Annotated in this window: 21 protein-coding genes; 10 read left to right on the top strand and 11 right to left on the bottom strand. The window is 69.4% G+C overall.

Annotation, left to right across the window (positions count from 1 at the left end):
* Positions 1-9: 9 nt before the first annotated feature.
* The 5 genes from fabG to RIC31_RS01310 all read left to right on the top strand — a co-directional run bounded on the left by fabG (position 10) and on the right by RIC31_RS01310 (position 5,115).
* Positions 10-750, top strand: a complete 741-nt coding sequence (gene fabG / locus RIC31_RS01330) for a 3-oxoacyl-[acyl-carrier-protein] reductase (RefSeq protein ID WP_350100270.1) — start codon at positions 10-12, stop codon at positions 748-750.
* 153 nt (positions 751-903) lie between these two features.
* A complete protein-coding gene (locus RIC31_RS01325) occupies positions 904-1,137 on the top strand; it encodes an acyl carrier protein (RefSeq protein ID WP_350100268.1) in 234 nt (77 codons plus the stop codon).
* A 70-nt stretch (positions 1,138-1,207) separates the two neighbouring features.
* Positions 1,208-2,473 (top strand): beta-ketoacyl-ACP synthase II, encoded by a 1,266-nt coding sequence (gene fabF / locus RIC31_RS01320; RefSeq protein WP_350100266.1) that lies wholly within the window; start codon positions 1,208-1,210, stop codon positions 2,471-2,473.
* Positions 2,474-2,488: 15 nt separating this feature from the next.
* Entirely contained in the window at positions 2,489-3,457 is a 969-nt protein-coding gene (mltG, locus tag RIC31_RS01315; protein ID WP_350100264.1) for an endolytic transglycosylase MltG, read from the top strand.
* Positions 3,458-3,627: 170 nt separating this feature from the next.
* Positions 3,628-5,115: a DHA2 family efflux MFS transporter permease subunit gene (locus RIC31_RS01310; protein WP_350100262.1), complete on the top strand. Its 1,488-nt coding sequence runs from the start codon at positions 3,628-3,630 to the stop codon at positions 5,113-5,115.
* Positions 5,116-5,147: 32 nt separating this feature from the next.
* On the opposite strand, the gene RIC31_RS01305 is transcribed toward RIC31_RS01310, so the two are convergent.
* On the bottom strand, positions 5,148-5,927 hold the full coding sequence (locus tag RIC31_RS01305) for an SDR family NAD(P)-dependent oxidoreductase (protein ID WP_350100260.1): 780 nt from the start codon (positions 5,925-5,927) through the stop codon (positions 5,148-5,150).
* A gap of 115 nt (positions 5,928-6,042) precedes the next feature.
* Between RIC31_RS01305 and RIC31_RS01300 the strand changes: the two genes are divergently transcribed.
* The gene (locus tag RIC31_RS01300) at positions 6,043-6,957 is read left to right on the top strand and encodes a YicC/YloC family endoribonuclease (RefSeq protein WP_350100257.1); all 915 of its coding nucleotides are present in this window, start codon (positions 6,043-6,045) and stop codon (positions 6,955-6,957) included.
* A gap of 39 nt (positions 6,958-6,996) precedes the next feature.
* Positions 6,997-7,608, top strand: a complete 612-nt coding sequence (gene gmk / locus RIC31_RS01295; RefSeq protein ID WP_350100475.1) for a guanylate kinase — start codon at positions 6,997-6,999, stop codon at positions 7,606-7,608.
* A 4-nt stretch (positions 7,609-7,612) separates the two neighbouring features.
* Here the strand turns inward: gmk and RIC31_RS01290 are convergent, their stop codons facing one another.
* The 10 genes from RIC31_RS01290 to lptF form a co-directional block, all read right to left on the bottom strand.
* Positions 7,613-9,055, bottom strand: coding sequence for a tetratricopeptide repeat protein (locus RIC31_RS01290; RefSeq protein ID WP_350100255.1), 1,443 nt, complete (start codon positions 9,053-9,055; stop codon positions 7,613-7,615).
* Between the two features lie 74 nt (positions 9,056-9,129).
* On the bottom strand, positions 9,130-9,642 hold the full coding sequence (locus RIC31_RS01285) for a P-loop nucleotide/nucleoside kinase family protein (RefSeq protein ID WP_350100253.1): 513 nt from the start codon (positions 9,640-9,642) through the stop codon (positions 9,130-9,132).
* Between the two features lie 123 nt (positions 9,643-9,765).
* Positions 9,766-11,025 carry a polyhydroxyalkanoate depolymerase gene (locus tag RIC31_RS01280; protein ID WP_350100251.1) on the bottom strand — a complete coding sequence of 420 codons (1,260 nt, stop codon included), beginning with the start codon at positions 11,023-11,025 and terminating at the stop codon, positions 9,766-9,768.
* A gap of 120 nt (positions 11,026-11,145) precedes the next feature.
* Positions 11,146-11,667, bottom strand: coding sequence for a GNAT family N-acetyltransferase (locus tag RIC31_RS01275; RefSeq protein ID WP_350100249.1), 522 nt, complete (start codon positions 11,665-11,667; stop codon positions 11,146-11,148).
* A complete protein-coding gene (rsmA, locus tag RIC31_RS01270; RefSeq protein ID WP_350100246.1) occupies positions 11,664-12,518 on the bottom strand; it encodes a 16S rRNA (adenine(1518)-N(6)/adenine(1519)-N(6))-dimethyltransferase RsmA in 855 nt (284 codons plus the stop codon). The genes RIC31_RS01275 and rsmA overlap by 4 nt, the downstream gene beginning before the upstream one ends.
* A complete protein-coding gene (gene pdxA / locus RIC31_RS01265; protein ID WP_350100244.1) occupies positions 12,515-13,561 on the bottom strand; it encodes a 4-hydroxythreonine-4-phosphate dehydrogenase PdxA in 1,047 nt (348 codons plus the stop codon). Before pdxA ends, rsmA begins: the two co-directional genes overlap by 4 nt.
* Before the next feature lie 8 nt (positions 13,562-13,569).
* Positions 13,570-14,874: a peptidylprolyl isomerase gene (locus tag RIC31_RS01260; protein ID WP_350100242.1), complete on the bottom strand. Its 1,305-nt coding sequence runs from the start codon at positions 14,872-14,874 to the stop codon at positions 13,570-13,572.
* A 99-nt stretch (positions 14,875-14,973) separates the two neighbouring features.
* A complete protein-coding gene (locus tag RIC31_RS01255; RefSeq protein ID WP_350100240.1) occupies positions 14,974-17,142 on the bottom strand; it encodes an LPS-assembly protein LptD in 2,169 nt (722 codons plus the stop codon).
* Positions 17,139-18,224 carry an LPS export ABC transporter permease LptG gene (gene lptG / locus RIC31_RS01250; protein WP_350100238.1) on the bottom strand — a complete coding sequence of 362 codons (1,086 nt, stop codon included), beginning with the start codon at positions 18,222-18,224 and terminating at the stop codon, positions 17,139-17,141. The genes RIC31_RS01255 and lptG overlap by 4 nt, the downstream gene beginning before the upstream one ends.
* A gap of 19 nt (positions 18,225-18,243) precedes the next feature.
* A complete protein-coding gene (lptF, locus tag RIC31_RS01245) occupies positions 18,244-19,353 on the bottom strand; it encodes an LPS export ABC transporter permease LptF (protein ID WP_350100236.1) in 1,110 nt (369 codons plus the stop codon).
* A gap of 137 nt (positions 19,354-19,490) precedes the next feature.
* On the opposite strand from lptF, the gene RIC31_RS01240 reads away from it, so the two are divergent.
* The 3 genes from RIC31_RS01240 to RIC31_RS01230 all read left to right on the top strand — a co-directional run bounded on the left by RIC31_RS01240 (position 19,491) and on the right by RIC31_RS01230 (position 22,728).
* The gene (locus tag RIC31_RS01240; RefSeq protein ID WP_350100234.1) at positions 19,491-20,963 is read left to right on the top strand and encodes a leucyl aminopeptidase; all 1,473 of its coding nucleotides are present in this window, start codon (positions 19,491-19,493) and stop codon (positions 20,961-20,963) included.
* A 32-nt stretch (positions 20,964-20,995) separates the two neighbouring features.
* A complete protein-coding gene (locus tag RIC31_RS01235; protein ID WP_350100232.1) occupies positions 20,996-21,445 on the top strand; it encodes a DNA polymerase III subunit chi in 450 nt (149 codons plus the stop codon).
* 254 nt (positions 21,446-21,699) lie between these two features.
* Positions 21,700-22,728, top strand: coding sequence for a TRAP transporter substrate-binding protein (locus RIC31_RS01230; protein ID WP_350100230.1), 1,029 nt, complete (start codon positions 21,700-21,702; stop codon positions 22,726-22,728).
* The last annotated feature ends 96 nt before the right edge of the window (positions 22,729-22,824 follow it).

Raw genomic sequence — 22,824 nt, 5'->3', positions numbered from 1 at the left:
GGAAGCAGCATGTTCGATCTCACGGGCAAGACCGCGCTGGTCACGGGCGCAACCGGCGGCATCGGCGCCGCCATCGCCTCCGCCCTGCACGGGCAGGGCGCGCATGTCGTCCTCTCCGGAACCCGTGAGGCGGTGCTGGCGGACCGGGCGGCGGCGCTCGGCGACCGGGTCTCCGTGGTGCCGGCCAACCTCGCCGAGCTCGGCACGATCGACGACCTGGCGAAGCGCGCCGAAGAGGCCGCGGGCGGCGGTATCGACATCCTGGTGAACAACGCCGGGATCACCCGTGACGGCCTGCTGATGCGCATGAAGGACGACGACTGGGATGCCGTCCTGGCGGTCAACCTGACCGCCGGCTTCCGGCTTTCCAGGGCCCTGGTGCGCGGAATGATGAAGCGGCGCTGGGGACGGATCATCGGGATCTCGTCGATCGTCGGCGCCACCGGCAACCCGGGCCAGACCAACTATGCGGCGGCCAAGGCCGGCATGGTCGGGTTCTCCAAGGCGCTGGCCGCCGAGATCGCCAACCGCGGCATCACGGTCAACGTGGTGGCGCCGGGCTTCATCGATACCGCCATGACCGAGGCGCTGTCCGACGCGCAGAAGGAGAAGCTGCTGACGGCGGTGCCGGCAGGGCGACTCGGCACGCCGGAGGACATCGCGGCCGCCGCCGTCTATCTGGCGAGCCAGGAGGCGGCCTACGTCACCGGCGCCACTATCCATGTGAACGGCGGCATGGCGATGCTCTGACGCATTGGTGCGCGGGGTATGCTGGCCTTGCAGCAAGAGTTATGATACAGCCCGCCGATCCGACGTCCGGAGCCGGTTATCAGGTCCCGGAATACAAGGAAAAACACGGCCGCTCCGGCCGATATCGAGAGAGAGATCAGAGGGTCTTGAGACATGAGTGACGTCGCCGACCGGGTTAAGAAGATCGTCGTCGAGCATCTCGGGGTCGAGGAAGCCAAGGTCACCGAGAACGCCAGCTTCATCGACGATCTGGGCGCCGACAGCCTCGACACCGTCGAGCTCGTGATGGCATTCGAGGAAGAGTTCGGCTGCGAGATCCCGGACGACGCGGCTGAGAAGATCCAGACCGTCAAGGACGCGATCGACTTCATCGAGAGCAATTCCTGACGCCTGCCTCGGTGTCGCCGGAGAGCACGCCCGGCGACACCGGAGGTTGCCGAGCTAAGGGGACACCGGCATGCGACGAGTGGTCGTCACGGGCCTCGGGCTCGTAACTCCGCTGGGCTGTGGGGTTGAACACAACTGGGAACGTCTGACCGGCGGTGGCTCGGGGATCCGGGCGATCGACGGCTTCGACGTGTCCGACCTGCCGGCCAAGATCGCCGGCCAGGTACCCGCCGGCAACAGCGCCGACGGGGGCTTCGACCCGGACGAGTGGGTCGAGCCGAAGGAGCAGCGCAAGATCGACCGGTTCATCCTGCTCGGCATCGCCGCGGCCCATCAGGCCGTGGTCGATTCCGGGTGGCAGCCGACCGACGACGAGGGCCGCAACCGGACCGGCGTGATGATCGGCTCGGGCATCGGCGGTCTCACCACGATCTACGAGGCCAGCCTGGTCCTGGTGGAACGCGGGCCGCGGCGGATCAGCCCGTTTTTCATTCCCTCCGCCCTGATCAACCTGATCTCCGGCCAGGTGTCGATCCGTTTCGGCTTCCGGGGTCCGAACCATTCGGTGGTCACAGCCTGTGCGACCGGCGCCCACGCCATCGGCGACGCGGCCCGGCTGATCGCGCTCGACGACGCCGACGTCATGGTCGCCGGCGGCGCCGAGGCTGCGGTGTGCCGGCTCGGCGTTGCCGGCTTCGCGGCGTCGCGGGCGCTGTCGACCGGCTTCAACGACACACCCGAGAAGGGCTCGCGCCCCTGGGACGAAGGCCGCGACGGCTTCGTCATGGGCGAGGGGGCCGGCGTGGTGGTGCTCGAGGAGTACGAACACGCCAGGCGGCGCGGGGCGACGATCTACGCCGAGGTGGTCGGCTACGGCCTGTCCGGCGACGCCCACCACATCACCGCACCGGCCGACGACGGCGACGGCGGGTTCCGGGCGATGACGGCGGCGTTGAAGCGCGCCGGCATGACCCCGGCCGACATCGACTACGTCAACGCCCACGGCACCTCGACCCCGCTAGGCGACGCCATCGAGTTCGGCGCGATCAAGCGGCTGTTCGGCGATGCCGCGGGCAAGATCTCGATGTCGTCCACCAAGTCGGCGATCGGCCACCTGCTGGGGGCCGCAGGCGCTGTCGAGGCGATCTACTCGGTGCTGTCGATCCGCGACCAGACGGTTCCGCCGACCCTGAACCTGGACAATCCGTCCGAGGGCATCGAGGGCATCGACCTGGTGCCGCACACCGCGAAGAAGCGGCCGGTGCGGGCCGCGCTGTCGAACTCGTTCGGCTTCGGCGGCACCAATGCCTCGCTGATCTTCGCCAAGCCGGACTGACCGGAGGCTGGCCGGATGGGGCGCTGGCTTCTCCGGCTCGCCTCGCTTGCGACCTCCTTCCTGGTCGTCGCGGGGCTCGCTGCGGTCTGGGGATGGTCGGCGTTCCGGGCGCCCGGGCCGCTGGCCGAGCCGGCGAACGTCGTGATCCCGCGCGGCGCAGGGCTGGAGTCGATCGGCCGGCGGCTGGCCGAGGCCGGCGTCATCGCCGACACCACGCTGTTCGCGATCGGCGCCCAGGTCACCGGCAAGGCACGCGGCCTGAAGGCCGGCGAGTACCGGTTCCCGGCGGCCGTCAGCGCCTTCGCCGCGCTCGGCATCATCGAGCGGGGCGAGACCGTGGTGCGGCGGGTCACCATCGCCGAGGGGCTGACCGGCAGCCAGGCCGTGGCGTTGCTGGCGACCACCGATGGCCTCGACGGGACGATCGGCGAGGTGCCGCCCGAGGGCAGCCTGCTGCCGGAGACCTACCACTTCTCCTGGGGCGACGACCGCGCCGCGCTGCTGCAGCGGATGCAGCACTCGATGGACGACGCGATCGCCCGGCTGTGGGAGCAGCGGGCCGAGGGGCTGCCCTTCGATACGCCGGCGGAGGCGGTCATCCTGGCCTCGATCGTGGAACGCGAGACCGGGGTCGCGGAGGAGCGCGGGCTGGTCGCCGGGGTCTTCGTGAATCGCCTGAAGCGCGGCATGCGCCTGCAGTCCGACCCGACGGTCGCCTACGGCATTGCCGGCGGCGAGGGACTGGACCGGCCGCTGACCCGGGCCGACCTGCGCGAGGACACCCCGTACAACACCTATGTCATCGCCGGCCTGCCACCGGGCCCGATCTGCAATCCGGGGCTGGCGTCGCTGCAGGCGGTGCTGCAGCCGACCGACACCGAGTATCTGTACTTCGTGGCCGACGGCTCCGGCGGTCACGCCTTCGCCAAGACGCTGGCCGAGCACAATCGAAACGTCGTGAAGTGGCGGAGGCTGCAACGCTAGGACCCCACCGATCGGCCTGACAGTGCCGGTATGCCGGGAGCGCGGCCCGGACGAGCGTGGCGATCGGCCGTTCTCGGCGGGGTGGGGGCTCTGGGCGACGGCACAGGTTCGGCTATGATACCGGATCGATAGCTCTGTCGATCCTTCTGCGCCGTCCCGGGGCATCCTGCGTGCTGAGTGAATTCACCTCGAGGCAGTGGCTCACACTGCTCACTGTCCAGCTGTGCACCATCCTTTTCGGCATCACCGTGACCAGTGCAGCGGTGATCCTGCCGCAGATGAAGGGCGCCCTGGCGGCGACCCAGGATCAGATCGCCTGGGTGCTCACGCTCAACCTCGTCGCGACGGCGGCTGCGACGCCGCTCACCGGCTGGCTGGCTGCAAAGCTGGGCTGGCGCCGGCTGATGGTCGGCTCCGTGCTCGGCTTCACGGCTGCCTCCGTCGCCTGCGGTACCGCAACGTCGCTGGAGACCCTGCTGGCCTTCCGGGTAGTGCAGGGTGCCCTCGGCGCACCGATCTTTCCGATGGGACAGGCGATCATCCTGGCCCGCTTCGAACGTCGCCACCATCCGATCGCGATCATGATGTGGGGTGTCGGCGGCGTCATGGGACCGATCCTGGGGCCGACCTTCGGCGGCCTGGTCGCCGACCTCCTGGACTGGCGCTGGTCGTTCTTCATGATCCTGCCGCTGGGACTGGTGGCATGTATTCCGGCGCTCCTGGCCCTGGGAGACGAGGAGCGAGGTAGCTCGCGCCGCTTCGACTTCATCGGGTTCGTTCTGGTAGCCGTCTCGATCGGCGCGCTTCAGCTGTTCTTCGATCGCGGGCAGCGGCAAGACTGGTTCGAGTCGGCGGAAATCGTGACGGAGTGCGTGCTGGCGGCAGGGGCCTTCTATCTCTTCGTCGTTCACGCCCGCTTCGCCCCGTCGCCGTTGTTCGAGGGGGCGACATTTCGGGATCGCAACTTCGTGCTCGGTTCCGGCTTCGCGCTGGTCATGGGCATGCTCCAGTACACCCCGATGGTGCTGTTTCCGGCCCTCCTGCAGGAGCTGCGCGGTTACCCCGAGTCGATCGTCGGATACCTGATCTCGATGCGCGGCGTCGGCAACTTCCTCAGTTTCTTCGTCGTCGCGCAGCTCACGCGTCTGGATGCGCGCGCGACGCTGGCGGCGGGGTTGCTGATACAGGCTGGAGCCGCGGCCTGGATGGGGCTCCTGGACCTGAACATGACCTTCGAGCAGGTACTCTGGACCAACCTGATGCACGGGTTCGGGTTTGGCCTGGCCTACACCCCGATGGCCGTGCTGGCGTTCTCTACCCTCGAGCCGCGGCTGCTGACCCAGGGGAATGCGATCTTCAGCCTGCTTCGCATGCTCGGGAGCAGCCTCTTCATCGCCGTCATACTCGTGGTCTTCGTTCGGTCCGTCGCCGAGGCGTATGCGCATCTCGGTGCCGGCGTCACGATATTCAGCACCGACAGGATCCTGGCCTGGATCGACCGGTTCGGCGCTCTGGGCGACCCGGTCCTGCATGCGCGGCTTGGCGAAGAGGTAAGGCGCCAGGCCGCCATGATCGGCTACGTGAACTCGTTCAACCTGTTGGCGCTGGTGCCTGCGCTTGCCGCCCCCGGGGTTCTGCTGTTCAAGCGTCGAGCGTGATCGGCTGAGACCCGCAACGCGCCTATCGGTCTCTACGCTCCAGTCGCCGCCTTGCCGGGCAACCGCCGCAGCAGCGGATCGATCCAGGCCGGCGGGATCGCCTGCAGCAGGGTCACCGCGGCGACCAGCGGCCACGGGAAGGCGATGCGCGGGCGGTCGCGTTCCAGGCCGCGGCGGATCACCCGGGCCGCCTTGTCCAGGTCCATCAGGAACGGCATCGGGAACGCGTTGACGGCGGTCATCGGCGTGCGGACATAGCCGGGGCAGACCACCGAGACCCGTACCCCGCTCTCATACAGGGTGCCGCGCAGGGCCTCGCCGAACACCTTCACCGCCGCCTTCGAGCCGCAGTAGCTCGGCGCCCCGGGCATGCCGCGATAGCCGGCCAGCGAGGCCACCAGGGCGAGCTGCCCGGCGCCGCGCGCCTTCATCCGCGGCAGGATCGGCAGAACGGTGTTCAGGACGCCGTCGAGGTTGGTCGCGAACACGGCGCGCACCTGATCCTCGGGCTCGCCGCCGGCGAGTCCGGCGGTGCCGGCGGAGATACCGGCGTTGGCGATCACCAGGTCGAGGGGCGTCGCATCGTCGGACGCCAGCACCCAGGCCCGGATCGCCGCCGCGTCGGTGACGTCGATCACCCCTGCATGCACGGCGGCGCCGGCCGCGCGGCACTGCGCGGCCACCGATTCCAGCCGGTCGGCGGCACGGCCGCCGAGATGCAGGACGACGCCGGGGGCGGCGTACTCGGCGGCGAGGCCGGCGCCGATTCCGCTGGAGGCCCCGGTAATCAGGATGGATGTCGGCTGCTTCAAGCGGCTCCCCCGTTGTGCCGGGCGGCTCTGCTTGGCGCTCCGGACACCCCAGGATATAAGGGCGACGGCCCGTTCCGCGACCTTCCAGTGGGGTATCCCGTTGTCCGTGATGAGCATGACCGGCTTCGCCCGTATCGACGGCGGCGCCGAGGCGGCCCCGGAAGGCGCCGAGACCGCGGTCCCCTGGACCTGGAGCTGGGAGATCCGCAGCGTCAACGCCAAGGGCCTCGACCTGCGCACCCGGTTGCCGTCGCTCGCCGACGCCTGGGAGAGCAAGATCCGCGAACGCGCCCAGGCGCGGCTGTCGCGCGGCTCGGTCACGGTGAACTGGACGCTCGAGCAGGCCGATCGCGGCAAGGCTCCGCAGGTCGTGGTCAACGAACCGTTCCTGCGCGAGATCCTGGCGCTGCAGGAGACCCTGGAGGCGCAGGGCCTGGTGTACCCGACGCCGCCGAGCCTGGACCGGCTGCTGCAGGTCAGGGGGGTCATCGAGGTGGTCGAGCGGATCGCCGACGGCGCCGTCATCGCCGCCCTGGAGGCGCCGGCCCTGGCCGACCTGGACCGGGCGCTGGACGGGCTGGTACAGACGCGCGGCCGCGAGGGAGACAAGCTCAAGGCGCTGCTGGAGACCCATCTCGACGAGATGGCCGAGTTGACCGCCCGCGCCGTGGCCGCGGCGGAATCGCAGCCGGCCGCCTTGCGGGCCCGCATGGCCGAGCAACTCGCCCTGCTGCTGGAGGCGTCGCCGCCGGTGCCGGAGGAGCGCATGGTGCAGGAGCTGGCGCTGCTGGCCGCCAAGGCCGACGTGCGCGAGGAGACCGACCGGCTGACCGCCCATGTCGCGGCCTGCCGCGAACTGCTGGGCGACGGCGGATCGATCGGCCGCAAGCTCGATTTCCTGTGCCAGGAATTGAACCGCGAGGCCAACACCCTGTGCTCGAAGGCGGTCGACCTGGCGCTCACCGGCATCGGCGTCGAGCTGAAGACCAGGGTCGAGCGGTTCCGCGAGCAGATCCAGAACGTCGAGTAGGGCGGGGGCACGGCAGTGACGATCACCCGACGCGGTCTGATGCTGGTGCTGTCGTCGCCTTCCGGCGCCGGCAAGACCACGATCTCGCGCCGCCTGCTCGAGGCCGAGCGCGACCTGGTGATGTCGGTGTCGGCGACCACCCGGCCGCGCCGGCCGGGCGAGGTCGACGGCCGCGACTACTTCTTCGTCGACCCGACCGAATTCAACCTGATGGTCAACCGCGGCCAGCTGCTGGAGCACGCCAAGGTGTTCGGCAACTACTACGGCACGCCGCGCGCCCCGGTCGAGGACGCCATGGCGGCCGGCCGCGACGTGCTGTTCGACATCGACTGGCAGGGCACCCAGCAGCTGCAGGACTCGGCACCCCGCGACCTTGTCAGCGTGTTCATCCTGCCACCGTCGACCCGCGAGCTGGAGCGCCGGCTGCGGGCCCGGGCGCAGGATTCAGCCGAGGTGGTGGCGGCGCGCATGGCCAAGGCGGCCGACGAGATCAGCCACTACCCGGAATACCAGTACATCATCCTGAACGACGATCTCGAGCGCAGCACCAGCGCGGTGCGCGCGATCCTGGCAGCCGAGCGCCTGAAGCGCGAGCGCCAGATCGGCCTGCCGGACTTCGTGAAGGGCCTGCGCGAGGGTAGCGCGGAGTAGGGACTCAGGCGCTCTCTGCGCCGCTCAGTTCGAGCAGCTTCAGGAACATTTCGTCCTTGTTGTCGAACTTCGTCTGCACCCCGTGCTTCGCCAGCACCTGTCGGGCCTCGGTCAGCAGCCGGAGCCCTTCCGCCCGGCGGGGCGTCCCCAGGAGCGACAGCCCCTTGAGCATCTGCGCCCGGGCACCTTCGACCTCGGCGCCGTTCCTGCGATAGAGTGCCATGGCCGTGTCGAACCGTGACGCCGCGAGTTCCAGGTCCTTGCCCTGGATGGCGAGCGAGCCTCTCAGAACCAGGATACGTGCCGTGCATTTCCAGCGCTCTATGGGCACTATCCTCAGCGCGACGGCGAGTCCCTCCTTATTGCTGCCGCGCGTCAGCACCTGCTCGGCCGCGTCGACTTCCCGGCGAGCGCTGTCGAAATCCTTGGCCGTGTGGGCGATCTCCGCCAGCCCCAGGAGGGCCGTGGCTTCGCCCAGGCTGATCCCGGACCGGCGGAACGCGTCGCGGGACTTCGCGAGGGTGGCCAATGCTTGGTCGGCCAGGCCGAGTTGCCGGTAGGTCGAGGCGATCGCATAGAACTCGTTCCCGTGGAAGTTCGCGGTCGCCTCGCGTTCCTGGGCGGACTCGGCCTCCTGCAGCCGAGCGAGGGCTGCGGCACCGTCGCCGCGATCGTGCGCCAGACGGGCGAGAATCGTCAGCGATATGACCTCGTCGATCCGAAACTTGAGACCGCGCTGGATCTCCAGCGCACGCCGGGTCTCCGAGCCGGCGGTATCCGGATCGCCGCGGCGGATGGCGACACCGGCCTTGCCGATGATCGAGCGTGCCGCGAGTTCGGGATCCTCGTAGGCCCGGTAGAGGGCTTCCGATCTGTCGAAGGCCAGGATCGCGTCGTCCAGGTCGCCGCGCGCCGATTGCAGCTGACCGAGGAGGTACCAGTTGGACGCGGCGGCGCGTCCGTCGCCGGAGAGTTCGTGCAACGAGGCGGCCCTGACGAAGTGCGCCCGCATGTCCGGCCGGCCGAGCAACGCGGCGACAGCGCCGAGGCCCTGCTCGGCGGTCGCCACGCATGGCAGGCAGTCGGCCTTGCCGCCGGAATCCGCGGCTTCGCCGAAGAACAGCAGAGCCTTCTCGTACTCGTGCAGATCCTGGTATGCGCGGGCGGCATTCTGGGCTGCCTGCCAGCGGCCCTTGTGGTCGCCGGTCCTGTCGTACAGGTCGAACGCCTGCTCCGCATAGCCGGCCTGCGCGCGAAGCTTCCCGTCGGTGCGGTCGACCAGCGGCGACCCGGCGCTGAGGGCGAGCAGGGATCCGGCCCTCGCACCAAGCGCGGCCCGATCCTCCGGCGCGGCCGGGGGCGCCGTGGTCGTCGCGAGGCATCCACCGAGAGCCGATACGATGAGCAGGGCCGCGCCGGTGCGCATCAAGGCCGTGATCGCCCGCATGTGGCACCCTCCCTCGCTTCGCCATGTGTTAACCGCCGGCGGACCGGGCGGCAACCCTGGCGTGTAGGGGCTGGTCAGGGCCGATCATCCGGGACCTCCCCCTCATGGACGACGATGACTGGTCCGTCATCCTCCGACGGTGGCACGAAGTAGCTGGCGAACAGGTCGAAATCGGCCTCGGTCGGTGCGAACGGATGGGTGCCCCCAGCGTTGCGCGCACGCAGCCGCGCCTTGCAGGTCGCGTCCGGAACGTCCAGCCAGTACAGGCGGCGCGGGACATCGGCCGCCTCGGCGATCCCCCGCATCCATTGCCGGCTGGCGATCGTGTTGGCCGGGAAATCCAGAACGACGGACACGCCGGCGCGCAGCAGCGCCACGACATGCGGGCCCATGACGGCGCGCAGCCGGCCGCTGCAGCGGACATAGTCGTCGAGCGATCCGATCCCGCCCGGATAGAGCCGGGGCAGCCATTCGTCCTCGGCGATCAGGACGGCCGCGGGTCCGGCAGCGAGCCGCCGTGCGAGGGTGGATTTCCCGGCGGCGATCTTGCCGCACAGCAGGTGCAGGGTCGGCTGGTGCGCAGGCATGACGGCTCCACGGGCGTGGGGGCGCCGGTGGCGCCCGATCCGGCGAACGACGAGTACCCGGCCTGACGCGGTCAGGCCGGGCGGGTAATTCGTCTCGTCGCCGTATCCGCGGTCATGCCAGGGTCACCCCACCGCCTTCAGGCGGGCCTTGCGCTTGCCGAGCCGGTGGTCGTGCTCGCGGATGAAGTCCTTCACCACCGGTGCGATCTCGCGGCGCCAGCGGCCGCCGTTGAAGATGCCGTAGTGCCCGACGTTCTTCTGCAGGTGGTACTTCTTCATGTCGTCGGGCAGCGAGGTCGCGAGGTCGAGAGTCGCCCGGGTCTGGCCGACCCCCGAGATGTCGTCGAGCTCGCCCTCGACGCACAGGATGGCGGTGCGGGTGATCGCCTCGGGCTTCACCGGGTGCCAGCGGTGGATCATCTCGCCCTTCGGCAGGGCGTGGTCCTTGAACACCGTCTTGATGGTCTGCAGGTAGAACTCCTCCGGCAGGTCCATGACCGCCAGGTACTCGTCGTAGAACGCCGTGCGCTTCTCGGCCTCGTCGTCGTCGCCCTGCACCAGGTGGTCGAACAGCTCGTGGAACGACTGCATGTGCCGGTCCAGGTTCATCGAGATGAAGTTGGTCAGCTGGATGAAGCCCGGATAGACCCGACGGCCGGCGCCGGGATAGGGCGGCGGCACCGTGGTGATCACGTTGTTCTCGAACCACTCGAAGTCGTGCTCCTCGGCCAGCTTGTTGACCGCGGTCGGGTTCTGCCTGGTGTCGATCGGCCCGCCCATCAGGGTCATCGAGGCCGGCGCGCACAGGTCGCCCCAGCCCGACATCACTGACACCGCCGCCACCACCGGCACGCTCGGCTGGCAGACCGCGATGACATGGGTGTTCGGGCCCAGGAAGTGCAGGAAGTCGATGATGTAGTCGATGTAGTCGTTCAGGTTGAAGCGGTCGGCCTCGACCGGGATCATCCGGCAGTCCTGCCAGTCGGTCACGTAGACCTCGTGGTCGGGCAGCAGCGCCTCGACGGTGCCGCGCAGCAGGGTCGCGAAGTGCCCGGACAGCGGCGCCACCACCAGCACCCGCGGGTCGTCGCGCACGACGTCGCGCTTGAACCGCAGCAGGTGGCAGTAGCTGCGCTTGATTGCCGGCTCGACCTCGACCGCCACCTCGCGGCCGTCGATCTGAGTGGTCGGCAGGCCCCATTCCGGCTTGCCGTAGCGCCGGGTGGCGCGCTCGAACACCTCGGTCCCGGCCATCACCTGCTGGGCGAACGGGGTGTAGGCGATCGGATTCCAGGGCGCCGCCACCATCATCCGGGTCATCTGCGCGGCGCTCCGCCACGGCATCATGGCGAGGCGGGTGAGTTCGTGCATGTGGTACAGCATCGCCGATCCTCTGGGGGCGGGCGCGGCATGGTCGCCGCCTCGTCGTCGGGAATATGGTGCCGCCGGATTCGTTAGGAGTCGATGAACGTCGTTTCGCACCTGCGAAATATCAACCGCCGCTCAGCCGAGTTCCTTCTTCATGCCCAGATGGCTGCCGACGAAGCCGAGGCGCTCGTAGAACCGGTGTGCGTCGATCCGGCGATGGTCGGTGGTTAGCTGCATCAGCACCGCGCCGTTCGCCTTGGCGCGCACCGTGGCGGCGCGCATCAGCCGCTCTCCGACCCGGCGGCCGCGGGCCGCGGCCGCCACGCGGACGCCCTCGACCTGTGCCCGGGTCGCCCCCATCCGGCTGATCCCGTGGATCAGGGTCAGTTGCAGGCAGCCGACCACGGCCCCGTTCAGCTCGGCCACCAGAATCAGGTTGCCGCCCTGCAGGGCCATGCGCCGGAACGCCTCGCCATAGGCGGCCGGCAACGGGCTCTCGGGGCGTTCCCGGCTCTTGCCGAGGCCGTCGTCGGCCAGCATGGCGACGACCGCCGGCAGGTCGTCCTCGGCGGCCGGGCGGATCAGCAGGCCGTCGGTATCGCGCCACACGGCGTCGAGCGCGGTTTCGGAAGCGGCACCTGCGGCGGGCTGGGTCATCGGCGGGTCTCGCGGTCGCTCAGGGCATTGGCCAGACGGCAGAACTCGGCAATCGTCAGGCGCTCGGGACGCACCGTCGGCTCGATGCCCGCGGCCGCCAGCAAGGCATCGCCGCCCAGCCCCTTCAGGCTCTGCCGCAGCATTTTCCGGCGCTGCCCGAAGGCCGCCTCGGTGATGCGCTCGAGCGTCCGCCGGTCGGCCGGGTGCGACGGCTCGGGCCGGGGCTCGAGGCGGACCACGGCCGACCATACCTTCGGCGGCGGCGTGAAGGCCGAGGGCGGCAGCTCGGTGACCCGGCGCGCCGTGCACAGCCACTGCACCAGGACGGTCAGGCGGCCGTAGGCATCGTCGCCCGGCGCGGCCAGCAGCCGGTCGGCGACCTCCTTCTGGAACATCAGCGTCAGGGATTCGAAGGCCGTCGGGGTCTCCAGCCAACCGAGCAGCAGCCGGGTCGCGACGTTGTAGGGCAGGTTGGCGACCACCCGGCGCGGCGCCTCGCCGAGCGACGCGATTCCGACCTCCAGGGCATCGGCCTCGACCAGCCGCAGCCGGCCGGCGGCGGCCTCGACCAGCGGCGCCAGGGCGGCGGCGGCACGGGCGTCGCGCTCGATCGCCACCAGTTCCGTGGCACCCTCGATCAGCAGCGCCCGGGTCAGGCCGCCGGGCCCGGGCCCGACCTCGATGGTGGTGCCGCGGTCGAGCGGGCCTGCGGCGCGGGCGATCCGGCGGGTGAGGTTGATATCGAGCAGGAAGTTCTGCCCGAGGCTCTTCTTGGCCGAGAATCCGGCGGCGGCGATCGCCTCGCGCAGCGGGGGAAGGGCGGCGACCCGGGTCGCCACGGCATCGGTCACGCCGCCGCTCCCGTACCGGTCCGTCCGGCGCCGCGGGGCGCCGCGGCCGCCCGTGCCGCCGCCATGTCCGCGGCCATCCGCAGCGCCGCGATCAGGCTGTCCGGTCGGGCCCGGCCGGTACCGGCGAGAGTCAGGGCGGTCCCGTGGTCGGGTGAGGTCCGCACGAACGGCAGGCCGAGGGTGACGTTGACGCCGCCCCAGAAATCCAGGGTCTTCAGGGGCACCAGGACCTGGTCGTGATACATGCCGAGAGCCACGTCGTAGCCGGCGCGGGCCTCGGCGTGGAACATGGTGTCGGCCGGCAGCGGACCGACCGCGTCGATGCCCTCGGCCCGCAGTGCCGCGACTGCCGGGGCCACCACCTCGATTTCCTCGCGGCCGAGCGCGCCGCCTTCGCCGGCATGCGGGTTGAGGCCGGCCAGGGCCAGTCGCGGGCGGGCGATCCCGAAGTCCTGCGCCAGCGCGGCGGCGGTGATCCGTCCGACCTGGACGATGCCCTCGGTGGTGAGCCGACGGGGTACCTCGGCCAGCGGGATGTGGATGGTGACCGGGACCACGCGCAGTTCGGGGCTGGCCAGCAGCATCACCGGGACGACCCCGGGGCCGGCCAGATGCGCCAGGAACTCGGTATGGCCCGGAAACGCGAAGCCGGCCTGGTAGAGGGTCTCCTTCTGGATCGGGTTCGTGACCACGGCCGCCGCCCGGCCGTCGCGCACCAGGGCGACCGCCCGCTCGATCGCATCGACCACCGCCCGGCCGTTCGCCGGGTCGGGCGATCCCGGCCGGTCCGGCGCGGGAAAGCCGTGCGGCAGCACCGGCAGGGCGTCGGCGAAGCTCGCCGTCGCGGCCTCGGGACCGTCGACCGCCCGGACCGGGACATCCCGGCCGATCGCGCGCAGGCGCGCCGCGACCCGGTCCGGATCGTCGATCAGCAGGAACGGCGGCAGCCGCTCGCCGCGCCGCAGCCAGGCGTCGGCGGCGAGCTCGCAACCGGCACCCGCCGGTTCGCCCGGGGTCAGGACCAGCGGCTGTATCGCGGTCATGGCGCGCCTCAGACGCGAGGTTCGACGAAAGCGCTGCGCCGCAGGTCGCGGAGGTAGCGTTGAGCGGAGATCTCGAAGCGCTGGGTTTCGAGCTGCTGGCGGATCTGCTCGGGGCTCGGCAGGTTGTTCGGCGGCGCCTTGCGCGAGCACACCATCAGGACCATCACGCCGTTCGGCAGGTCGATCGGCGTGCTCACCTCGCCCACCTTGAGGGTGGCCACAGGATCGCGCAGCGCCGGTGCCAGTTCGCCGACCTGAATTTCGCCCAGGCTGGCGGAGGTCGGTGATTTCACCTCCTTGGCCAGTTCCACCAGGTCGTCGCAACTCTGCGCGGAGCTCGACACCGCCTCTGCCAGCGCCCGCTGCGAGCCGCGCACGTCGGGCCCGGCATCCGGCGGTACCGGCAGGAACAGCTGCTTGAGGTCGACCACCGCCTTCAGGGGATCCGCCTCTGCCAGCACCCGGGAGTCGACGACCTGCACGATGTGGAAGCCCAGCAGGGTGCGGATCGGCTCGGAGATCTGCCCGGTCTCCATCTTGGCCACCGCCTCGGCGATCTCGGGGGCCATGCGTTCCGGCAACACCCAGCCGATATCGCCGCCGACCGCGGCGTTCGCCGCCCCCGAGAACTGCCGGGCGACCGCCGCGAAGTTGGCGCCGCCGCGCAGCTGCTCGGTGATGCGGTCGGCCAGCTGGCGGACCTGCGCCTCGTTGGCCGGGTCCTCGACCGGCAACAGGATCTCGGCGATCCGCTTCTGGGTCTTGCCGGCATCCGCCTGCATCCGGTCCAGAACGTCGGTGACTTCCTCCTGGCTCACGGTGACGTCGTTGCCGAAACGACGCCGCACCAGCTTGCCCCAGGCCACCTGTGCGCGAAGCTGTCGCTCGACGGTGTCGGGGTCTACGCCGAGATTGCGCACGAAGTTCGCGAACTGCCCGGGCTTCAGGTTGTTGCGTTGCTCGACGTCGGCACGCGCCCGCGCCATGTCCTGGTCGCTGACCGCGACGTTCAGGCGCTTTGCCTCCTGCAGCTGGATCTGCTCGTCGATCAGGCTGCGCAGCACCTGCGGCGCGATCCGCTGTGCGGTCTCGTCGGTCTGCGGCAGCCGCGAGGCGATGATCACCATTCGCAGCCGGTTCTGGAGGTCGCGCATCGAGACGATCTCGTCGTTGACCACCGCGGCGATGCGCTGCTGCTCCTGGGCTCGAGCCGGGCCCGGCAGCAGCGTCGCGGCCACGACGGCCAGCGTGGCTGCCAGGATCGGTACGGCCAGGATCGGCGTGGCCAGGACGGATCGAAGGACAGGCTTCATTGCGGTCAACCGGGGACGGTGAAACTTCGGGAAATCATAGCAGTCGCGCTGGTCGGAGACCATGGCGGGCCAGGGGGGCGATGGCCGTTGCCGCGGCCGTCACTGGCTTTCGACGCCGCCCAGATACTTGAAGACGATCCGGAACATCACCCGGGTGTCGGCCTCGATGTCCTCGTCTTCGATGTCGGAGCGCTCGAAGTCAACGCCGAGGGTCAGGCATTCGTCGGTGTAGGTCAGCCCGGCCCGGCCGCGCAGCAGCCGGCTGTCGCCGTCGGACAGATCGTGGACGACGTTGACCAGGGTGCTCCAGTGCTGGCTCAGCACGATGTTGAACGTGGCCTCGATCTGCTCCTGGTCGCCGGTCAGGTCGCTGCCGGCGGCGTCGTCGATCGCGATGTAATCGATCAGCGTGGCGAACCGCGGGTGGTGGTAGCCGAAGCCGAACTCGTTGCGGCGGATAGCCCCGGTTTCCTTGTCGAGCCGGAACCGGTACGACAGGTCGAACTGATCGCGCGGCCGGACGGTCACGGCGCCGACGATGTCCGACAGGTCCTCGTCCAGGCCGGTGCCGGGCTCGAACGCGCTGTTGCCGTAGAACCGGTAGCTCTGCCCGACCAGGAACTCGGTCGAGCCGCCGCCGTCGCCGTAGACGCCGGTCCGCAGCGCATAGTCGATGCGCGAGCCGCTTGTGACCCGGTCGACTCCCTCGTAACGGTTCAGGCGGAACAGGTTGGTTGTGTCGAACTCGAAGGACCGACTGTCCTCGTTCGAGATCTCGTCCGGGTTGCCGCCGTTCGGTGCACCGACCACGCCGACGATCGGCTCGAACACCTGGGTGTAGGTGCCGGACCGGCGAGCCCAGGGATACTGCCACTTGACGCCCATCTGCGGAAACAGCCGGCCGGTCGTCTCGTTGCTGCCGTCGACGTCGCCCTCCAGGTCGCTGGTGTAGTAGCCGTCGCCCTGCACCCGGCTCTCGACCGTGAGCATCTGCCCGTTGGCGGTGGTGTAGGGCAGCTTCCAGCCATGGACCAGCGAGGCCCGGCGGCTGTCCGTCCCGCGCTCCCGGGTCAGGGACATGAGGCTGGCGTCGATCGACGACCGTCCGCCGATGCGGCCGGGCTCGGCGACGAAGCTGTACTCGGCGAACGGCATGACCAGCGGCGTGTCGTCGGGGTCGCTGGAGGCCCGCAGGTCCTGCCACTTGTAGGCGTTCAGGGCGGCGTAGTTGCGACCCCGGAAGCCCTCGGTGTACAGCCGCGAGGTCAGCACGTCCTGGTGGCCGAGCCGGAACCGCTTCAGGTAGGTGCGATCGCTCGACTGCTCGAAGTCGAAGCCCGCCCGCCATGTGCGGTCGAGGGCGAACCGGCCCTCGAAGTCGGCGCTGCCCTCGATGCCCTGTTCGCCGTTCTCGTCGCCGTTGGAGTCGTGCTGGTCGACATAGGCGCCGGTCGCCTTCAGGTCGATCACACCGTTCGAGAACCGCTGGCGGTACTCGCCGCGCAGCACCTGGCCCTCGGCGCTGTAGACCAGGGGCTCGATGGTGACGTCCTGCGACGCGTTGAACACGTAGTAATAGGGCTGGCCGACGATCGCGCCGAGATCGCCGGAGTAGCCGAGGGTCGGCGCCAGCAGCCCGGAGCGCCGGTCGACCGTCGGGTCGGGATGCCGCATGTACGGGGTGTACATGACCGGCACCCCGAACATCTCCAGGGTGGCGTCCTCGTAGATGATGTCCTTCGCCACCTCGTCGTGGACGACCTTGACCGCCTTGATCTGCCAGAGCGGCGCGCGCGACGGGTCCTCCTTGCAGAGATTGCAGGGCGAGAACACCCCGTGGTCCATGATCTTCTGCTGCCCGGCGGTGCGCCGAGCGCGGTTGGCGGCCAGCCGGGATCCGTCGGACAGCAGGGCGCGGAGATTCTCGATGAAGCCGGTCTTCAGCTCGTCGTGCAGCTCGGCGTAGTCGGTGAACAGCACCTCGCCGGTCGGCTCCATCAGCGAGACGTTGCCGCTGGCCACGACCGTGTTGGCCTTCTGGTTGTAGGTCACGGTGTCGGCCATCAGGATCCGCGGACCCTGGCTCATCTCGACGCTGCCGCGCGCCGTCACCACCCCGAGATTCTCGTTGTAGGTAAGCTCGTCCGCCTGCAGCAGGACCGGCGTGTTCTGGACATCGACGTCCTGGGCGGCCGCCGGCGGGGCGGAGGCGAACAACAGCGCCAGGCCGATCAGCGGCCCGAGCAAGGTGGCGCCGGTCCGCCTCATCCGTCTTCGAGGTGAAGCAGGCTCGTCATGCCGAGCAGCATCGTGACCGTCGCCGGGGTCCATGCCGCCAGCACCTCGGGTATGCGGGCCGACAGGCCCAGTGCGAAGACGATGTCCGACATGAAGTACAAGAGGAACCCGGTGAACAGTCCGCTCGAAGCCCAGAGCAGAGTGCCGCCCCGCCGGGTCAGCCGCAATGAGAAGGTGGCGGCGATCAGCACCATCGCGGTCAGCAGCAGCGGCGATGCCAGCATCGCATGCCAGTACAAGCGGTGCTTCACCGCCGAGAATCCGGCGTTCTCGAGGATCCGGATGAAGCCCGGCAGCTCCCAGAACGACATGGTCTCGGGCGAGGCGAAGCTGTCCTGGATGTTCTGGATGGTCAGTCGGGTCGGGATCCGAATCGCATCGCGGTGCTCCGGCCGCCCGGCGGTCGAGATCAGCACCACGTCGCGCAGGGTCCAGTAGCCCGGGCCGAGCTCGGCGGTACGGGCGTCCAGGCGCTCCAGGAACTCGTCGCGCGGCCCGAACCGGATCACCAGCACGTCGGCCAGCTCGGCGTCGTTCTGCCGGGCCGCCAGGGCATGCAGTACGTGCTGGCCTTCCTCGGTCCGTTCGCGGATCCACAGCCCGCCCTGGCCGACGGTCATGAAACTGTCGACCCGGTTGCGCAGGACGGTGTCCTCGAGCGCGTTGAAGCGCGCCGTCATCACCGAGGCGATCGGGTTGAACACCCCGACCTTGAGGGCGCCAAGCAACAAGGCCACGGCGATCGCCGGCATCAGGAACTGCCAGACCGACACGCCGGCGGCGCGCGCCACCACCAGTTCGTTGGTCCGGGTCAGGCGGGTGAACGCCAGCATCGATCCGAACAGCACCGCGAACGGCAGGATCTGCTGGCCCATGTTCGGCATCTTCAGCAGCGCCATCTCGAGCAGCACCGCGAAGTAGGCGTCCTCCTTGCCGGCGCCCCGGCGCATCAGCTCGATCACGTCGAGCAGGAACACGATGGCCATGATCGCCGCGAAGGTGCCGAGCACCCAGACCACGAACTGCCGGCCGAAATAGGTCGAAAGGGTCATGGACAGCCGCATCGGGGCCTCACGCGACCGCCGGGGCGGGACCGCGGCGGCGCAGGCGCCGTCGGGTCATCGAGAGCAACGCGATCAGGAACGGCCCGAGCACCGCGAGCCACATCACCGGGATCAGGACGGGATAGCGCGCCGCCAGGTACTTCGAGCCGAGCCCCATGGCCTCGGCGATGCCGGCGAGCACCACCGACGAGACGATCCGCACGGTCTGGCCGCGTCGCGAGAACTCGCCCGATAGCAGCACGGCGACGCCGATCGCCGTCAGCGACAGCGCCAGCAGCGGCGCCGTCAGGCGCTGGTGACCCTCGGCGATGTACTCGTCGAAGTTCCGGGGATCGGTGATGCGGTCGGTCGGATAGAGCAGGTCGTCGATGAACAGCTCGTTCTGGTCGCGGAAGGTCCGCTGGACCTCCTCGCGCATGGCCCCGAGGTCGACCGTGTAGCGGTCGAAATACAGCACGTTGACCCGGCCGCTCTCGGTGTCGCGCTCCTGGCGCGAGCCGTTCGCCATGACCACCCGCGGTCCCTCCGGGGTGGTGACCAGGGCGCCGCGCTCGGCCACCAGGGTCACGGTCTTCTTCGGGCTGCTCTGGTCGTGGACGATGATGCCGGCGAGCTGTCCCTGGTCCTCGCGGGCCCGGACATAGACGGTGAGGCCGTCGCCGATCGACCGGAACTCGCCTTCGCGCAGGACCAGATGGTCGAAGTTGTGACGGATCTGGAACTGCAGCTCCTTGAAGCCGCGGTAGCTCATCGGTACCAGGTAGAGCGTCATCAGGTAGCCGGCGAGCGTGGTGGCGACCGCGACCAGCAGGGCCGGGACCGCCAGCCGCAGCGGGCTCAGGCCGGCGGCCGCCAGCACCACCATCTCGCGGTCGTTGGTCAACTTGTTGTAGACGAACAGCGTCGCCGCGAAGGCTGCGATCGGCAGCACGATCGACAGCCAGGTCGGCATCAGCATGAGCGTCAGATAGATGAAGCTCGGGATCGGCAGCCCGCGGTTCACGATCAGGTCGACGAAACGCAGGGACTGCGACAGCCAGATCACGCAGGTCATCGACACCACGATGAACAGCATCGCCGTGACGATCTGACCGGACAGGTAGCGTGTGATGCGCATGCCTTCCCCGGCTCGCGTTCCCAGGCGGACGGGCGCATGATAACGGTCCTGCAGCCCGTTGACAGTGCCCGCCGGCGACGGCTACCCCAAACGCAGCCCGCCCGCAACCCGCGAACCGGTAATTCCAGGAGTTCCCGATGAAGATCGCCTTCGCCAAGATCGGTCGTCCCAAGAAGGGGGCGGTGGTCGCTTCCGTCCTGGAGGGCGGCAAGCTGTCACCGACCGCAGCGGCGCTCGACGAGGAGAATGGCGGGCTGATCGGCAAGGCGATCGCGGCCTCGCGGTTCACCGGCAAGGCGCACCAGAGCCTGACGGTCTTCACCCCGGCGGGCCGCGTGCTGCTGTACGGCCTGGGCGATCCGACCAAGCTGGACCCGCAGTGGGCCGAGGCCGCCGGCGGTGGCATCTACGCGGCCCTGGCGTCCTCCGGCGAGAAGGAAGCGGCCGTCGTGATGGACCGCGACGACGCCGGCTGTGCCGAGCGCGCGGCGCATGTGGCGCTCGGTGCCGTTCTGCGGTCGTACCGGTTCGACAAGTACCGCACGACCATGAAGAAGGAGGACAGGCCGACCCTCGAGAAGCTTACCTTCATGGTGAAGGACCACGCCGAGGCCAAGAAGCTGTACGACGTCGAGGCGGCGATCGCGGAGGGAGTGGCGTTCACCCGCGACCTGGTGTCCGAGCCGCCGAACGTCCTGTACCCGGAGAGCTTCGCCGAGCACTGCGTCGCCCTGAAGAAGCTGGGGGTCGACGTCGAGGTGCTCGGCGAGAAGGAGATGGCCAAGCTCGGCATGGGCGCCCTGCTCGGGGTCGGCCAGGGCAGCCGCCGCGAATCCAAGATGGTCGTCATGCGCTGGAACGGCGGCGCCAAGGGCGACCAGCCGGTGGCCTTCGTCGGCAAGGGCGTGTGCTTCGACACCGGCGGCATCTCGATCAAGCCGGCCGGCGGCATGGAGGACATGAAGTTCGACATGGGCGGCGCCGGCGTGGTGTCCGGGCTGATGAAGGCGCTCGCCGGCCGCAAGGCCAAGGCCAACGTGATCGGCGTCATCGGGCTGGTCGAGAACATGCCGGACGGCAACGCCCAGCGCCCGTCCGACGTGGTCACCTCGATGTCCGGCCAGACCATCGAGATCATCAACACCGACGCCGAGGGCCGCCTCGTGCTGGCCGACGCGCTCTGGTACACCCAGGACAAGTACAAGCCGGCCTTCATGGTCGACCTGGCCACCCTGACCGGCGCCATGATGGTGTCGCTGGGCGAGGAAACCTGCGGCTACTTCGCCAACGACGACAAGCTGTCGGACGCCCTCAAAGCGGCCAGCGACGCGGTCGCCGAGCCGATGTGGCGGATGCCGCTGGGCGACGCCTACAACAAGCAGATGGACAGCGACATCGCCGACATGAAGAACGCCGGCCCGCGCTGGGGCGGCGCCATCACGGCAGCGTGCTTCCTGGAGCGGTTCGTCGACAAGACGCCGTGGATCCACATGGACATCGCCGGCGTCGCCTGGTCCCGCAAGGACCGCAGCACCACCCCGAAGGGCGCCAGCGGTTTCGGCGTGCGGGCCCTCGACCGGCTGGTGCGCGACTACGTCGAGAAGGCCTGAGAGGCGGGCGGAAGGCTAGGATCGGGGGCGGCGTGGCGGAGGTCGGCTTCTATCACCTGACGGCCACGCCGCTGGATCGCGCGCTGCCCAAACTGCTGGAGCGGACCCTGCAGGCCGGCCAGCGGGCCGTGGTGCTGGCCGGCAGCGAGGAACGGGTGCAGGCGCTGAACGGCCTGCTGTGGACCTACGAGGAACGCTCGTGGCTGCCGCACGGGGCGGCGCGCGACGGCTTTGCCGGGGACCAGCCGATCTGGCTGACGACGACGCAGGAGAATCCCAATGGCGCGGGATTCCTGTTCCTGACCGACGGAGTCGCGGCCGCCGACCTCGCGGCCTGGACCCGGGTCTTCGACCTGTTCGACGGCCGCGACGACACTGCCGTCGCCGCCGCCCGGGCGCGCTGGAAGGCCGCCCGCGACGCCGGGCATGGCCTGTCCTACTGGCGGCAGACCGACCGCGGCGGCTGGGAAAAGGCCGGATAGCCGTTATCGAGTCATATGATCATCGTATTATTGGCGGCAATCCCGCTTGTGACGCAGGATGGCTGGCTGTTAGGTTCCGTGAGCTCGGCGCTCCCGTCGCCAAGGCCGAGGTCGAGGCGACGCCTGCCGGGCAAGCTCAGGAGCATGGGGTCGCCCGCGAAACCACCGCGGGCGCCCTCGCAGGGAGGCCCCTCATCGTGGCCGCTCGCCGCGCGAGAACGGTGAAGGGTAAAAGGACCAATGGAGGAAACCCGATGAACACGATGAAGAAGAGCCTGACCGGCCTTCTGGTGGCCGGCATGGTCGCCGGCACCGGCTTCGCCGCGGCTGCGGCCGACGTCTACACGCTGCGCATCCAGACCCACTACGCGCCGGAGACGGTTTCCGGCAAGCTCGCCGGGCAGTTCGTCGACGACGTCCAGACGATGTCCAACGGCCAGCTGAAGATCGAGATGTTCTACTCGTCCTCGGTCGTGAAGTCGGTCGAGACCTTCGACGCGGCGGCTACCGGCATCCTCGACGGCGACATGACCGGCGGTGCCTACCAGACCGGCAAGAACCCCGCCTTCCAGTTCGTCGGCGACATCATGGGCGGCTACGACACGCCCTGGCAGCAGTACGCCTGGCTGTACAACGGCGGCTTCGAGGCCGCCAACCAGCTGTACAACAAGTACGACATGGAACTGATCGGCTGGTGGGTCTACGGCCAGGAGTCGCTGGCCGCCTCCAAGCCGCTCAAGGGCATCGCCGACCTGAAGGACTTCAAGTTCCGGTCGCCGCCGGGCCTCGAGACCGAGATCTTCGCCAGCCTCGGCGCCAAGCCGATCGTGATGGACTTCACCGAGATCTTCACCGCGCTCGAGACCAAGATCATCGACGGTGCCGACGCATCCGGCCTCGCCAACAACGTCGGCCTCGGCCTGTATGACCTGGTCAAGCACGCGACCTATCCCGGCTTCCACTCGATGCCGTCCGATCACCTGGCGATCAACAAGGCCAAGTGGGACGCGCTGCCGGAGCATCTGAAGCGGATCATGCAGGTCGCCATGCAGAAGCTGGCGTTCCAGACCGCCATGACCTTCGAGATCAAGAACACCGAGGCGGCCGCGAAGCTGCGGGCCCAGGGTGTCACCCTGCACAACTGGTCCGACGAGGACCGCGCCAAGTTCCGTGCCGCCGCCCAGGGCGCCTGGCAGGGCTGGGCCGACAAGACCCCGGAGGCACGGGCGCTGGTCGACAGCCACGTCAAGTTCCTGAAGCAGCTCGGCCTGATCAGCGGCTAGGATCGGTCCGGCGAACGGCGGGGGCGGGGCCCGGGAACGGGTCCCGCCCCGGGCCGGTTCCGGAACCCGTCGCATTGATCGCCCGACCAGGGAGAC

The organism is Thalassobaculum sp. (assembly GCF_040219615.1).
Taxonomy (GTDB): Bacteria; Pseudomonadota; Alphaproteobacteria; order Thalassobaculales; family Thalassobaculaceae; genus Thalassobaculum_A.
Note: the sequence above shows the minus strand (reverse complement) of the source record. Positions and strands in the feature narration are given on the sequence as shown.

Bases quoted from the DNA above. Each gene is read 5' to 3' on its own strand.
- pdxA (WP_350100244.1), bottom strand. From the start codon at position 13,561: ATGACCGCGATACAGCCGCTGGTCCTGACCCCGGGCGAACCGGCGGGT.
- RIC31_RS01325 (WP_350100268.1), top strand. From the start codon at position 904: ATGAGTGACGTCGCCGACCGGGTTAAGAAGATCGTCGTCGAGCATCTC.
- RIC31_RS01280 (WP_350100251.1), bottom strand. From the start codon at position 11,025: ATGCTGTACCACATGCACGAACTCACCCGCCTCGCCATGATGCCGTGG.
- RIC31_RS01230 (WP_350100230.1), top strand. From the start codon at position 21,700: ATGAACACGATGAAGAAGAGCCTGACCGGCCTTCTGGTGGCCGGCATG.
- RIC31_RS01260 (WP_350100242.1), bottom strand. From the start codon at position 14,874: ATGAAGCCTGTCCTTCGATCCGTCCTGGCCACGCCGATCCTGGCCGTA.
- RIC31_RS01240 (WP_350100234.1), top strand. From the start codon at position 19,491: ATGAAGATCGCCTTCGCCAAGATCGGTCGTCCCAAGAAGGGGGCGGTG.
- RIC31_RS01275 (WP_350100249.1), bottom strand. From the start codon at position 11,667: ATGACCCAGCCCGCCGCAGGTGCCGCTTCCGAAACCGCGCTCGACGCC.
- lptG (WP_350100238.1), bottom strand. From the start codon at position 18,224: ATGACCCTTTCGACCTATTTCGGCCGGCAGTTCGTGGTCTGGGTGCTC.
- RIC31_RS01285 (WP_350100253.1), bottom strand. From the start codon at position 9,642: ATGCCTGCGCACCAGCCGACCCTGCACCTGCTGTGCGGCAAGATCGCC.
- RIC31_RS01290 (WP_350100255.1), bottom strand. From the start codon at position 9,055: ATGCGGGCGATCACGGCCTTGATGCGCACCGGCGCGGCCCTGCTCATC.
- gmk (WP_350100475.1), top strand. From the start codon at position 6,997: ATGCTGGTGCTGTCGTCGCCTTCCGGCGCCGGCAAGACCACGATCTCG.
- fabG (WP_350100270.1), top strand. From the start codon at position 10: ATGTTCGATCTCACGGGCAAGACCGCGCTGGTCACGGGCGCAACCGGC.
- fabF (WP_350100266.1), top strand. From the start codon at position 1,208: ATGCGACGAGTGGTCGTCACGGGCCTCGGGCTCGTAACTCCGCTGGGC.
- RIC31_RS01255 (WP_350100240.1), bottom strand. From the start codon at position 17,142: ATGAGGCGGACCGGCGCCACCTTGCTCGGGCCGCTGATCGGCCTGGCG.
- mltG (WP_350100264.1), top strand. From the start codon at position 2,489: ATGGGGCGCTGGCTTCTCCGGCTCGCCTCGCTTGCGACCTCCTTCCTG.
- RIC31_RS01300 (WP_350100257.1), top strand. From the start codon at position 6,043: ATGACCGGCTTCGCCCGTATCGACGGCGGCGCCGAGGCGGCCCCGGAA.
- lptF (WP_350100236.1), bottom strand. From the start codon at position 19,353: ATGCGCATCACACGCTACCTGTCCGGTCAGATCGTCACGGCGATGCTG.